Source organism: Vibrio hepatarius (genome assembly GCF_018860525.1).
GTDB classification, from domain to species: Bacteria; Pseudomonadota; Gammaproteobacteria; order Enterobacterales; family Vibrionaceae; genus Vibrio; species Vibrio hepatarius_B.
In genome coordinates, this window is record NZ_JAHKPM010000067.1 from 60815 (window position 1) to 75034 (window position 14220).

Below are 14220 nucleotides of genomic sequence, written 5' to 3' on the forward strand. Positions count from 1 at the left end.
TCTTTATTTCCCATTTTGCTAAGGCGCAACAGCACCTCCTAAGTTTAAATTCTTAGGCCATTTTGAAATACGGTTACCACCGAGAAAAATATTTCCTTTTACGGTCATTTTATCGGGAAATGCAGTGATTTTTGAACCACCAATATATAGGTTACCTTCAACGACAATACCTTCAGGTAATGCATCTAAAGGCGTTCTAATGACACTCAGATCACCTTTTACTTTTAAACGTGGTGGAAGTTTAGTCAGAGGTGTATCTGTTAGGTTTATGTATCCACCAACCTTTACGCCTCCGGGCCAGCGAGTCATTTGTGAAGCGAGTAAGTTCGCATAGCCCTTAATGTTGACACCTTTAGCTATCTTTTTTAATGCACTATTTGAAGCATCTAGGCTTCCTTGAATATCAACATCTGCTGGGATTTCTTTAATACTTGTTTTGGCTATATTGAGATTCCCTTTGACGACTAAACCTGCTGGCAGCTCAGAATAGGGTTTGTTACGTAAGTCCAGATTACCGTAGTTGTCGATATGATTAAGGATGTGGTAGTGGTTGATTGGTTCGCTTAGCGCGTTAGAGGTAAACAATCCTACTATGATAATGGCGAGCCATTGTTTCATATCGTGACCCTGAAAGTGATTTGATACAAGTATTAACGATGCGACAATACTGGGTCAATATTATGTGCCGAGATCGAAAGAAAAAACGGACATATCGCCCGCTTTTTTCATTTTATCTGGCTAGTGAGCGAGTCTTTAGTTCGAAAATTAATTTTTCAGCGCTGACGCTAAATTTAAATTTGGCATTAAGATAAGTTGAGTCTTTTGCTAGCGTTGCTACGTGGTATTGAACGCCTTTTGATACTTGGTAAGCTAAATTGATGTACTTTTCCAATTCAGCCTCTAGCATAGCTTTGTTTTCAGCATGAATGGTGACTTCTGCAATATCATCACCCTCTTTAATAATAAAACCCATTTCACCAGCACAGCCACATGCCTCACAGATCTCGGCGCTTTCCTGTTTTGTGCTCATCACAGTAATCCTCTTGCAAAAAGTAAGGTTATTTTATCGATATATCAGAGAGTGATCCACAAAAATCCACTCGCCTTCATAAATGCTTTTATCAAAATGCTATGTTATGGGAAGGTTATAAAAAAGCTTTAGAATTGATAGACATGTCAGATAATGTGATTTTAGTCATATATTAATAAATATGATGTACTTGTCGGCTGAGGATAGTGCTTACCGAGTTGTAAGCAACGTTAATTTATATGATTATCGGAAGCTAAATTATATAAATGAAAGATATCACTTATTATTTTTATAAATTTAGATGATGTCGTGATGTATCAAAAGCTATCTTAATTGACATTATAAACATTGGTTTACTAGAGGACTACCTCAGATTCGATAGTACTTTTGTTGTTATCCCTTCAAAGGTTTTGACTAATGTTATATAGGATAATTAATAGGCATCATAATGAATTTGCTTAAGTCAGATGGATTTACAGAGAGAAGAGCCTGAACATGCCAAAGCGTAGTAAAGAAGAGACCGAAATCACGATTCAGAAGATCATGGATGCTGTCGTGGACCAATTGTTGCGTTTAGGGTACGACAAAATGTCATACACCACTCTGAGCCAGCAAACAGGTGTGTCGAGAACAGGCATTAGCCATCACTTCCCTAAAAAAACAGATTTCACGGCTGCTCTGGACGGGCGAATTTTTAAGATGTTTGTTGAACATCTTAGCTTAGATGGTAGTTTGCAAGACTTTTCAGATAGTTGGAATAGAGCTTTAGACAGCTCAGAATTTCTGGCAATACTTCGTTTACTGTTCCACCACGTTGTGATCTCACAGAATACGCATGATTTTGCCAAGGTTGGCATTGAGCGTTTGTATCAAACGGTAGAGTCTCAGTTTGGTGGAAATAGTGCCAAAGAAGTCGAGTGGCTAATTGGTAAGTCACTGGTACGGATGACAAAATAAACTAGCAGTACCTACAGATACTACTAAGGTCTGTTGATCTTTTGATTTGAACGAAGTTTAACAGCAAAAGATTAACTGAACTTCGAAATGCCTTCCACTTGGAAGGCCTTCTTATATCTTTCTAAATTGGTTAACCAATTGGCCTTGTGATTTTAAGTTGTCGACTAAGCCTTCACATTCTTCTTTCGTGTCACTGGCAAGAATATTGGTCGCTGAACACACCTCACTAATGGATTGAACGCTGGAATTCATATCCTCAGTAACACGAGCCATTTCTTCAATTGCGGTTGCTATCTGATTATTGCGATCAGATATATCAGTCACTTGGCCAAATAATGCATCCAATTTTTCCCCAGAAGTACCAGCACAACTTACGCATACTTCAGAGAGCTTGTTACCTTCATCCATTGCCTGGACGGCTTTATCTGTACTGGTTTGAATGAGCTTAATGATGTTTTGAATTTCTTCTGTCGATTCATGGCTTCGCTGAGCGAGCTTGCGCACTTCATCAGCAACTACGGCAAAGCCGCGGCCTTGATCACCAGCTCGAGCGGCTTCTATAGCGGCATTAAGAGCTAGAAGGTTTGTTTGTTCGGCGACTCCTTGGATAACAACGAGTACTTCACCAATGGTACGTCCATGTTCAGAGAGCTGCTGCACAACACCTGATGCGACCTCTAACTGACTGGAAAGATCATTCATGGATGTAAGCGTTTGTTCCACCGATGTTTTGCCTTCAACGACCGCTGCATTAGCCTTTTCAGTTGCATCAGAAGCATTTTGCGCATTTTGAGCAATTTCATGCGCGGTTGAGTGCATTTGGTTGATTGCTGCAGCGACTTGTTCTGTTTCCGAAGTTTGCCCTGATAGATTCTCAGCCGTTGTTTCACAGTTATCCGCAGAAGATTGCGCAGCTGTAGCAATTTGTTGATTTGAGTCTTGAATTCGGCCAACGACCGCATTGAGCTCAGACTGTCTCATCTTCATTGCTAACGCAATTTCTGAGATATCATCGACTGAACCGTTATAGATTAACTCCATCAATGGATTGTCAAAGACTTTTCGAGCTTGTTTAGAGAGTTCTTCTAAACGCCTAGTTAGCCAAAAGCCTGAAAGTGTTGCCAATACAAAAAATACCCAAATTGCGGCAATAGGAGAGATGCTTACTATGGCGGTAGCAATAATTCCAGAGCCTAAGAATGCAATTGCTAGACGTTGCCATAAGCGTGTCCGAGGCATTTTTAACGTGGTCGGTGTTTTACCCGCTTTCAGCTGGGCGTAGATTTTTTCAGCATTTGCAACATGTTGACGACTCGGGCTTAAACGAACCGATTGGTATTCTGCAATTTTCCCGTTCACTTTAATGGGGGAAGCAAAAGCGTCAACCCAGTAGTGGTCGCCATTTTTACAGCGATTTTTGACAACCCCCATCCAAGACTTACCTGATTTCAAAAAGTCCCACATGTCTTTAAATGCTTCTGGTGGCATATCTGGGTGACGAACAAGGTTATGAGGTTGATTGATAAGCTCATCGATTGTATAGCCTGCAACGTCACAAAACTCTTTGCTGGCATAGGTGATGTGACTGCTCGTTTTCGTTATAGAAAGCAAGTTAAACTCTGGCGGATACATGACTTCTTTTTGAGTCACGGGTTCATTTACGCGCATTGGGCTAACCCTGTTTAGTCTTATTGCATTAGAATTAATGCATTTGTCATTAGTATATGCAGAAAAATGGATATTTGAGAACGTAGATGTCGCTAGTTAATCTAGCCTTTAGCTTTTGCCGCATAATTTCATTCTCTAATCAATCTTAACCTTTTTATTAATATCGCTATTAATGCAGATTAGAAGACCTTGACGATTGCTAGTTGTACTTCGATACTTAAAAAATTCGATTAAACCCATGGTCGGTTGGGTATAAGTGCAAATTTCATATGGCTCTAGAGTAATTAATTTAATCTGCATCATTATTAGGTTGTTAGTGCAGACAAGTCCCGGGAGTGGGCATGAGTGAACATCTTACTAGCGTACTGATTGTTGATGATAATGCTGAAAATAGAGTGCTACTCAGTGGGTTATTAAAGCCCCATCACCGTCTGTTTGTTGCGACAGGTGGTCTGCAAGCGATTAATATTTGTAAGAAGAAAAAGCCCGACATTGTACTTTTGGATATCATGATGCCAGAAATGGATGGTTATGAGGTCTGCGAACGGCTAGCGGCTGATCCAGACACCTGTGATATTCCAGTCATATTCTTAACTGCAAAATCACAAATTGAAGATGAACAAAAGGGGTTTGAAATAGGTGCCGTTGACTATATTCACAAACCAGTAAGCCCTCCGATACTGATAGCTCGTATTAATACCCATTTAAAGCTGAAAAATGCGGTTAAAGAATTAGCTAAGCAAAATGAACTACTTGAAGAGCGAGTTAAAGAGAGAACCTACGAGCTAGAGATGATTCAAGATGCGACGATTGGCGCAATGGCATCACTTGCGGAAACACGAGATAATGAAACGGGTAACCATATCCGCCGTACTCAGAACTATGTAAAAGTGTTAGCAGAAGAATTAATCAACATGGGGCACTACACGGATGAGTTAACGCCGGAAATCATTACCTTGTTATATAAGTCAGCACCGCTGCATGATATTGGTAAAGTAGGGATCCCTGATGGAGTACTTTTGAAGCCAGGCAAGTTAACAGTAGAAGAATTTGATGTGATGAAGCGTCACACTATACTTGGCCGAGCGGTTTTGATGTCGGTGGAAGATTCGATTGATTTTAAATGTGAATTTTTAACTATAGCGAAAGAAATTGCTTATAGTCACCAAGAAAAATGGGATGGTAGTGGATATCCAGAAGGGCTTTCTGGAAAAAACATACCCTTGAGTGCTCGTTTAATGGCGCTTGCAGATGTGTATGATGCTCTAATTTGCGAGCGTGTTTATAAACCAGCTTTTCCTCACGATAAGGCACTTGAAATAATCGCAGAGGGAGGAGGTAGCCACTTTGAACCTATTGTCGTTGAAGCTTTTCTCAATATTGAACATGTGTTTAGGGAAATAGCGAATAAGTATCAGGACGAAGGCTTTGATGATGAAACCTTTAATTTCCAGTCCGGTGAAGAGTAGTCTGTTGAAGATGATCTTTCTTTTTTGGTTTGAACATTTGTTAGTAGATTCTGTGTTGTTTGGTAATGTAAAATTATCTTCTAAGAGTTTTGGGATTTTTTGTTCTTAGGCCCTTCGATAATTTTATCATCTGTTACACTGAAATTATTGATAACTATAACAGTGATAGGTGCGTGAATGTCTTTACCTGTTCTAATTTGTGATGACTCTGCTCTTGCTCGCAAGCAAATGGCTCGTTCATTGCCAGCTTCTCTCAATGCAGAAATCACGTTTGCTGTCCATGGTCTCGATGCTTTAGAACAATTAGAACAAAACGAATTCAAAATCATGTTTCTTGATTTGACCATGCCTGAGCTTGATGGGTTTGGCACTTTGGATGAGATACAGGCTCGTGGGATTGATATCAAAGTTGTGGTCGTCTCAGGTGACATTCAGCCCAAAGCGAAAGAACGTGTCATGGCTTCTGGTGCCAAAGCCTTTATCCAGAAACCTATAGACAAAGGCATACTTAACAGCGTGCTTAAAGATCTTGTCGAACCCCCGTCCCAGCCTCAGCTTATAGCACAACCTGCGCTTGATCTTCCGGTGCTTAAACGCCGAGATATCTATCGTGAAGTGGCAAACGTAGCAATTGGTGTGGCTGCAGATGCACTTGCCAGGCACTTTGATGTGTTTGTTCACCTTCCTTTACCCAATGTGAATATTTTAGAAGTTAGTGAATTGCAAATGGCATTGAGAGATCTTGCCGACAATGACCAAGTTTCTGGAGTTTGCCAAGGTTTTAGTGGTGAGGGCATCGCTGGAGAAGCCCTTGTTATATTGAGTGACTCTAGCGTTTGTGACTTGAAAAAGTTGATGAAAGTGCCGACTGAAAGTGAGGAACTTCAGGAACTAGAGTTACTGATGGACGTATCCAATATATTGGTAGGTTCGTTTCTAAACGGTTTGGGCAAGCAAGCTGAGGTTCGATTTTTTCAAAGCCCTCCAGTACTGTTAGGACAACATATTTCGATTGATTCTATTATTCAAAATACAGAAGGTTCATTTCAACAAACCATGACATTTGAAGTGAGCTATAACATTGATGGGACAGCAATACGTTGTGATTTATTGTTCATGTTTGTGGATGAGTCTCTTCCATTACTCGACGACAAGTTATCATATTTAATGGAGGACTTCTGATGGTTAATCTTCCTGCTGAATTTGAGCAGTTTCATTGGATGGTCGATATGGTGCAAAATGTCGATTTGGGTCTTATCGTTATTAACCGAGAATACAAAGTTCAAGTTTGGAATGGGTTCATGACCCACCACAGTGGTATTCATGGTCATGATGCGATTGATAAAACCATTTTTGAGATCTTCCCAGAAATCCCAGAAGATTGGTTTAAAATGAAAACCAAGCCAGTATACGATCTTGGTTGCCGAAGCTTTATTACATGGCATCAACGACAATATTTATTTAAATGTCGAAATGTTCGCCCTGTGACCCAACAGGCAAGGTATATGTATCAAAACGTTGCATTAAATCCAATGAGAACGCCTACAGGTGAAATAAAGTCATTGTTTTTATCCATTCAGGATGCTACTTCTGAAGCATTAAGTGTACTTAACCCACACAAGTAACTTAGACGTATAACTAAAAGAATTAGTGATATAGAGTTAAACAAGGGTCAGCATTAGTCTGGCCCTTATTATATTTAGGAGAATGAATGCCATCAAGAATACCACTTTATAGTGCTGAGCAAGTCAAACTTGGCGAAGTCGATGCCGCGAACACTAAATCCATCTCTATGTATCAGCTCATGCTCAAAGCAGGAAAGTCAGTGTTTGAGGTAATGCTCCAGCAATACCCAAAATGTAAGCGTGTACTGGTTGTTTGTGGCGGCGGCAATAATGGGGGAGATGGCTATGTAGTGGCAAAGCTGGCGCTCGAAGCCGGAATGCAGGTCTTAGTATGGCAAAGTGTTGATAAAGAGAAACTCTCTGGTGACGCTTTGGCGGCTTATAATGAGTATCTCTCTTTTGGTGGTGTAATTGGTGCGCCTGACTTTTCAAAAAATTTAGATTTTGACTGTATTATCGATGCCCTATTAGGTACGGGTATTAATGGAAAAGTGCGGGAAAATACGGCTCAAATTATTGAAAAAATTAATAATAGTGATATTGAAACTATTTCTGTCGATTTGCCTTCAGGGTTATCGAGTGATACCGGAAGCTGTTTGGGTGTGAGTGTAAAAGCGCAACATACGGTGTCGTTTATTGGTCTAAAATGTGGATTATTTACTGGCCAAGCACGAGTGTATACCGGTGAAGTTCATTTTAATGGTTTGGATGTTGAAGATGTGTTTGATCGGCAAAATCTACCTAAAGCCTATCTTTTAAATTCTGCCCACGATTTTGGCCCCTTAGCAAAGCGAAATAAAGCGGCCCATAAAGGTCATCATGGCAAAGCACTTATCATTGGTGGCAACCAAGGAATGGGCGGTGCTGCCCTGCTCAGTAGCCAAGCGTGTATGCGCGTTGGTGCTGGGTTAACCGCTTTGCTGACGCACTCAGAAAATACTATGGCATCGACAATCACTTGCCCTGAAGTGATGGCTTCATCATGGCAAGATGAACGGTCTGTGGAGCACCGAGTTAACCAATGGTGTGATTGTATTGCCATTGGGCCAGGTCTCGGCACAAATGAAGTCTCAAAGCAGATGTTTGACAGGTTCTGCGCATTAAATCTCAATAAAGTGCTTGATGCTGATGCCCTCAACTTGCTGGCGAGTAATCCAAATAAGGATGACCTGCGAATATTAACGCCTCACCCTGGCGAAGCAGCGCGATTACTCAACTGTTCAATTGATGAAATCGAAGGTGATAGGTATTTGGCAATAAAGAAACTACATGATCAATATGGCGGCGTGATGGTGCTAAAAGGCGCAGGCACTTTAGTATTTGATGGTAAGCATACCTTTGTTTGCAATGCAGGTAATCCAGGGATGGCAACCGCAGGTATGGGGGATGTATTAACAGGTGTTATTCTTGGCTTATTAGCCCAAGGCGAAAATCTCATTAGTGCTGCGGTAAAAGGGGTGATGATTCATAGTGTTGCAGCAGATAAAGAAGCGAAAACTAATGGAGAACGTGGTTTGTGTGCCAGCGATTTGTTGTCATATATACGCATCTTGGCTAATGATTAGAGTAGTTGGGTGAGTGTGATATGACGTATTACTGAGGTGAAATTTGGTTTGCAGACATTCGAAATGGTACCACAAAATAATTGCAATTATCAGTCTTGCGGGAAATAAATCACAGCCTATAATGTTGAAAACCGGAGCGTCTGCCAACGCTCCGGTTTTTTTGTGTCCGAGAAACAGTAATCGCGTCTGCCAACGCTTTTACATCGCAGTTTGTCAGTGACACTTACACTATTGAATCAAGGAAATGCACAATGCGTATTGAACAAGAACTTAAGTTAGGTTTTAAAGACGTACTCTTTCGCCCAAAGCGATCAACGCTAAAAAGCCGTTCTCAAGTTGAATTAACCCGCGATTTTACATTCAAGCATAGTGGCCGTCAATGGTCAGGAACCCCTGTTATTGCTGCGAATATGGACTCGGTTGGTAGCTTTGATATGGCAAAAGCGCTGGCTGAACATGGTGTTATGACCGCGGTTCACAAGCACTACACGGTGGACGATTGGGCTCAGTTTGTTAAACAAGCCGATGCAGCCACATTGAAAAATGTCATGGTTTCAACGGGTACATCTGAAGCCGACTTCCAAAAGACCAAAGACATCATGGCGCTGAGTGATGAGCTTATTTTTATCTGTATCGATATTGCTAATGGTTACTCTGAGCATCTGGTTGAATACATCGAAAAAGTACGAGCAGCGTTCCCAGACAAAGTGATTTCTGCGGGTAATGTCGTGACTGGCGATATGTGTGAAGAGCTTATTTTAGCGGGCGCAGATATTATAAAAGTGGGTATTGGCCCAGGCTCTGTGTGTACCACGCGTGTGAAAACCGGCGTTGGTTACCCTCAACTATCAGCGATTATTGAATGTGGTGATGCTGCCCATGGCCTTGGCGGTGTGATCATTGGTGATGGTGGTTGCTCATGCGCGGGTGATGTGGCAAAAGCATTCGGTGGCGGTGCTGATTTTGTTATGCTTGGCGGCATGTTAGCAGGCCATGAAGAATCGGGCGGCGAGCTGATTGAAAAAGACGGCAAAACCTTTATGAAATTCTATGGCATGTCTTCAGAATCTGCCATGAAGAAACATTCGGGCGGCGTAGCTCAGTACCGCGCAGCCGAAGGAAAAACCGTATTATTGCCTTACCGTGGCAGTGTTCACGACACTATCTCAGACATCCTTGGCGGTGTACGCTCAACCTGCACCTACGTAGGCGCAGCAAAGCTTAAAGAACTTACCAAGCGCACAACCTTCATCCGAGTACAAGAGCAAGAAAACAACGTATTTGGTAGAGAGTAAAGCTCCAACGTTTTAGTAAAAACGACATTTACATATAAAAAGCCGCGTTTGCGGCTTTTTTTTGTTGTAAGTCGCGATATTGTGTAAAAATGGAGGCAGATGAAGTGATAGTCTGAAATTGATTTAACAGTGTAAATGTTAAAAATCCATTAACTCATTACTCAAACCCTTCAGTTTCTTTCCTTTTACGTAGTGGTCAATCAATAAGGTAGGCTCTACGTATACACAGAGTATTGGAGGATAATCTTTATCTTGGAGTTTTTTAGTTATTGGATCTCGCATATGTGCAGATTCAATAGGCCCAGTACCTGGAAAAATAAATACATTATTAATCTGCGCGAGAGGATCGTATACGCTTAGAGCTTTAGCGTAGAAAAACTGTTTTACTAGGTCTGGCCAACCAGGGGCACCTTGTGGACTTTGTGCTTCGTAATATTTAGCATCAACAACCGTATACTTGTTTGTATGAGGTTGGTGCAGGACTGTATCCATTCTCTGGCCTTTGTTTTTTGCAGATATAATTTGCCCATTGATTTTATACGCAGGAGATGAGACCAGCTTGTTAATTTTAAAACCCCATGCCAGCGATTTATCAAGCATGTGTTCCCATAAGACATGGTAGTTTTTGAGCCCTGCTATGAAGTTGCTAGTATCTCTGCCATGCTCTGATTCCAGATGCTTGATAAGAAGTTTCAGAAGCCTTTTTTCTCTATCGGAATAAACCAGCCTGAGTTCTTTTTTTAGCGTGTTGATCATTGCTATGTCTGTTCCTTTGGGTGCAGGTACAGACATTATGTTTTTAGCAACGGAAACGTCGGAGCCCGTAACTATCCAATCAAAAGAAGAATCAAGTTCTCTTATGATGCATGCATGTATTCTCGCTATCTCGCAATCTGATGCGTAGCGACGCTTTGTGCCATTAAAGTCGAGGTAAACTGGCCCTTTGTTTCCCTGATATGGCAGCTGGTTTGTAATAGTGCGTCTCCAGTCAGTTTTCCCTGTATTTAGAACTTTCTGCGATATACGTCGAGAGTATAGTCCGTTAGCACAGTAGTCACGCAGCAGTTCTGATATGAGACTTAACCTGTCGTCACCAATACATTCTTTACCTTCATCCAGAGTAAACTCTTTGCTTGTTTTATCTGTAGAATAGAGATGTACAGATTTCATTAGCTGCGAGGATATCCTGTAACATTCCTTCTCGTTAGAAACCGGTTTCTTTGAATTTTGAGGTAAAAATGTATGTATTTCACCGTCACAAATGATGACCCCACAGAACGATACTTTTTTACCATTATTCGTTACAAGGTTTTGTTTAGTAATCAAAGCCTTTAATTCTGTAGGCAGATGAGTAACTAAATCTCTGTCAGCATAACAAGTAACTTTTCTTCTCATATCAGTTAACTACTAATTACTTTGCCTGTGATTGGTTGTGAACATCCAGTAAACGTTGTTCAACTGTATCATTGAAGACAGCCTTACCTTTTTCGAATGCGTTTACGAGGTGACCAAATGTGTTTAGTCTGGTGGTCTCTCCGTCGTTCAATTCAACGTCTTCCTTAAAAACGGTACTATGCTGGCCATGCCTCAACACATCGTCCCAAAGGTACATAAACAATTTACCTTTGAGTGAACCTTCTGGGTCCTTTTCTAACTCATTTTCATTGAGAAACCTGTGCCCTAGAAGCCTGTCTTCCGGAACATTTTCTAAAGACAATTGCTCGTTTATGACTTGTGCAAACGTGGACCATTTAATAGTTAACGTTGAATGGTTGTCTATCGAACTTACTGGGATATTAAGCTCCCCCTCAGACGCGTTTGCGTAATCAATTTTAAGATAGCTGAACTCCCAGCGACGTTTGAAAGCGGTGTCCATAGGCATCACAGCTTGATCACTACTGTTCATTGTTGCTAATAGTGCAAGGTTGGATGGTATAAATAGCTTTCCATCCTTAAAATACCCGTAAGTTTTTGAGTTGAGATAGGCGAGTAAGTCAGGGTCCGAAACATCAATTGAGTACTCGCTATGTCCATCATTACCACGATCTAGAAGCTGGAATATCTCGCCGAATACAGCTGCAGCTGAAGCTCTATTTATTTCTTCAATAATCAGGCTTATAGAGTGACTTGGCTTATTGATTGCTTTGATAATCGCTTCGGTAAAAGGCCCTGGGCGGAATTCGTACCCTACAAATTCGTCAAGCATGATAGGCTTCAGTGACCCTACAAAATCACTGTATTGCGTGTCTGGGTGAAACACTGTTCGTATAAGGTTATTTTCATCGAGGCCATTTTTAATTGAGTAGCTTTTCCCTGTCCCTGGTGCACCATACACGATTTTGTTTAATGACGTGTTTAAGAAATCCTTTTTCTTTGTATGGTTTATAGTTACCTTCATCGAAACTTTAGATTCAACTTCATCTGAAGCTGTCATTTCAGGAACGTCATCGATAATGTCTCGAAGGTCAGGGACAGCTAGATAAAGCTTTATAAAGTGTTCAAGTTTGCCAGCGGTATCATTGATCAGCTTACATTGATTTGTGATACAAGAGGCAATGAAATCACTGCTTGATCGGTTTAGTTTTTTCCCAGAGAGGGAGTTATCTGCAGGCTTCTTAATCTCAAGCCAGCTTCTTCCGTCTATGAACAGATTGAATCTTTCTCTGTCTGTTTTCTCAGAGAAAGTTCTATCAATAAAATCTTGCAAAGCATGTTTTTCGTCTGGAGGTATTTCTGCTGAACTTAGCCATTCCACTTTAGGAAGAGCACGTAAGGTTTTGTCTGCTAGAATCGATCGGAGTTGGTCAACATAGCTACCATAAACTGAGAGTCCTTCAATCAATGGCTTACATTGTTTGATTCTGATGAACCAATTGAAAGGCAGATATGCTGTTTGACCATGCTTATTGTTTATTTTTATAAGCCCATCTTGGAGTGATGCTGGGTAGTCTGAGAATTTTGCGTTATAAAGCTCAAGAATTTTTTGTTTAGTGCCGTCATCAAAACGAAGCTCTAATGACAGATTATCTTCGATACGTTTCTGAGATTCTTCTTTGAGTTTATGAAGGTCTGGTAGCATTGAATTTACCTGTTTGACTGTCTAAATGCACAGTGTTAGTATCCTGGGATAAAACCGGATAAATGTTTTTGAGAACACTGTTTAAATGAAACCAACTGCAGAATATATCAGATATATAAGGGAAAACCTTGGGCTCGGCCGCACTGAGTTTGCAAATTTGTTAGGTATGTCATCAACTGGAGAGAGAACAATCAGGGGATGGGAAACTGGTGAACATAAACCGACCAAATCAAAGCTGGACGCAATTGCTAATCTAGAATCTGAACTGAAAAAGCGCTTTGAAAATGCACCTTTTCGACAAAAGCAGGAAGAAGATTGTGATTTCAGATTCATCGATCTGTTTGCAGGTATTGGTGGAATCAGGTTACCTTTTCAACAGCTAGGTGGCCATTGTGTGTTTACTTCTGAGTGGGACAAGTTCGCGCAGAAAACTTATCTGCATAACTACGGTGAAATGCCAAAAGGGGATATTACTCAGATAGAGTCAAAGCGTATTCCTGACCACGATATTCTGTTAGGTGGGTTCCCATGTCAGGCTTTCTCACAGGCAGGCCTTAAGCAAGGCTTTAGTGACACTCGCGGAACTATGTTCTTTGAAATTCAGCGTATTCTAGCAGAGAAACGTCCCAAAGCATTCCTTCTTGAAAACGTCAAACAACTGAAAGGCCACGACAAAGGCCGAACGTTAAAAACGATTACAGATATTCTCGAAGGCAAACATGAGCAAGATTTCCCTGAAGATGTGCCTATGAGTGAAGACGCTCGTCATGCTCTTAGCGAACAGCTTAACTATTGGGTTGATTTTAAAGTTCTTCGAGCGGCAGACTTTGGTGCGCCACAAAACCGCGAAAGAATTTTTATCATCGGTTTTGATAAAGATTACTTTAAAGATATTAACTTTGATGAGCTGTTTTCTTGGCCGGTTCCTCCTCTAACACCGACTCGTGTAGGTGATATACTTCAGTCTCAGGAAGAGCTTCAGGCGGATATTGATGCTGTAGGTAAAGACCGTTTTACTATCTCAGACAAGCTCTGGGAGGGGCATCAGAAGCGTAAAGAGGGCCATAAAACAAAAGGAAATGGTTTTGGTTATACGCTTTACAACGTTAATAGTGAATACACCAACACAATCAGTGCACGTTACTACAAGGATGGGTCAGAGATACTGATTGATCAAAGTCACATTGGTAAAAACCCACGTAAGTTAACTCCTAGAGAATGCGCGCGACTTCAGGGCTTTCCTGAAGAGTTCGATGTAGGTGCAGTATCACAGGGGCAAATATACAAGCAATTCGGTAACTCTGTTTGTATGAAAGTAATCAGAGAGGTTGCAAAACAAATAATCACGACGATTAATCTTGCAGAGCAAAGGCCCCCTGTTAAGGCATTAGAAAAAGTAGTTTAAATAATAGAAGGAGTTTGCAAGTGCCATCTATTCTTATCTCAGTGCTCCACGCAACAATAAGCCCAATAAAAGTATTATAACCATGAATCAAACTCACAAAACCCAAACTAAATTCAGTAAATTTCTA

At 41.0% G+C, this 14220-nt stretch carries 12 protein-coding genes; 7 read left to right on the forward strand and 5 right to left on the reverse strand.

Annotated elements, in window-relative coordinates; all coding sequences use genetic code 11:
* Positions 1-18: 18 nt before the first annotated feature.
* Together KO511_RS20465 and KO511_RS20470 are read right to left on the reverse strand one after the other, a co-directional pair.
* Positions 19-618, reverse strand: a complete 600-nt coding sequence (locus KO511_RS20465; protein WP_215989238.1) for a hypothetical protein — start codon at positions 616-618, stop codon at positions 19-21.
* A 112-nt stretch (positions 619-730) separates the two neighbouring features.
* A complete protein-coding gene (locus KO511_RS20470) occupies positions 731-1030 on the reverse strand; it encodes a YfcZ/YiiS family protein (protein WP_215989239.1) in 300 nt (99 codons plus the stop codon).
* Between the two features lie 495 nt (positions 1031-1525).
* On the opposite strand from KO511_RS20470, the gene KO511_RS20475 reads away from it, so the two are divergent.
* Entirely contained in the window at positions 1526-1987 is a 462-nt protein-coding gene (locus KO511_RS20475) for a TetR/AcrR family transcriptional regulator (RefSeq protein WP_215989240.1), read from the forward strand.
* Between the two features lie 111 nt (positions 1988-2098).
* Here KO511_RS20475 and KO511_RS20480 read toward each other — a convergent pair whose 3' ends face one another.
* Positions 2099-3655 carry a methyl-accepting chemotaxis protein gene (locus KO511_RS20480; RefSeq protein ID WP_215989241.1) on the reverse strand — a complete coding sequence of 519 codons (1557 nt, stop codon included), beginning with the start codon at positions 3653-3655 and terminating at the stop codon, positions 2099-2101.
* Positions 3656-3996: 341 nt separating this feature from the next.
* Here KO511_RS20480 and KO511_RS20485 point away from each other — a divergent pair, with 341 nt between their 5' ends.
* From KO511_RS20485 to KO511_RS20505, 5 genes are all read left to right on the forward strand, one after another.
* Positions 3997-5124, forward strand: a complete 1128-nt coding sequence (locus KO511_RS20485; RefSeq protein ID WP_215989242.1) for a response regulator — start codon at positions 3997-3999, stop codon at positions 5122-5124.
* Positions 5125-5301: 177 nt separating this feature from the next.
* On the forward strand, positions 5302-6306 hold the full coding sequence (locus KO511_RS20490) for a response regulator (RefSeq protein ID WP_215989243.1): 1005 nt from the start codon (positions 5302-5304) through the stop codon (positions 6304-6306).
* The gene (locus tag KO511_RS20495) at positions 6306-6749 is read left to right on the forward strand and encodes a PAS domain-containing protein (protein ID WP_215989244.1); all 444 of its coding nucleotides are present in this window, start codon (positions 6306-6308) and stop codon (positions 6747-6749) included. The genes KO511_RS20490 and KO511_RS20495 overlap by 1 nt, the downstream gene beginning before the upstream one ends.
* 86 nt (positions 6750-6835) lie before the next feature.
* Positions 6836-8314, forward strand: coding sequence for an NAD(P)H-hydrate dehydratase (locus KO511_RS20500; protein WP_215989245.1), 1479 nt, complete (start codon positions 6836-6838; stop codon positions 8312-8314).
* A 251-nt stretch (positions 8315-8565) separates the two neighbouring features.
* Entirely contained in the window at positions 8566-9609 is a 1044-nt protein-coding gene (locus tag KO511_RS20505; protein ID WP_125323218.1) for a GMP reductase, read from the forward strand.
* Between the two features lie 138 nt (positions 9610-9747).
* Here KO511_RS20505 and KO511_RS20510 read toward each other — a convergent pair whose 3' ends face one another.
* Both KO511_RS20510 and KO511_RS20515 read right to left on the reverse strand, forming a co-directional pair.
* Positions 9748-11004 (reverse strand): LlaJI family restriction endonuclease, encoded by a 1257-nt coding sequence (locus KO511_RS20510; RefSeq protein ID WP_215989246.1) that lies wholly within the window; start codon positions 11002-11004, stop codon positions 9748-9750.
* Positions 11005-11020: 16 nt separating this feature from the next.
* Positions 11021-12688 (reverse strand): McrB family protein, encoded by a 1668-nt coding sequence (locus KO511_RS20515; protein WP_215989247.1) that lies wholly within the window; start codon positions 12686-12688, stop codon positions 11021-11023.
* Positions 12689-12773: 85 nt separating this feature from the next.
* Here KO511_RS20515 and dcm point away from each other — a divergent pair, with 85 nt between their 5' ends.
* Positions 12774-14093, forward strand: coding sequence for a DNA (cytosine-5-)-methyltransferase (gene dcm / locus KO511_RS20520; protein ID WP_252724486.1), 1320 nt, complete (start codon positions 12774-12776; stop codon positions 14091-14093).
* The last annotated feature ends 127 nt before the right edge of the window (positions 14094-14220 follow it).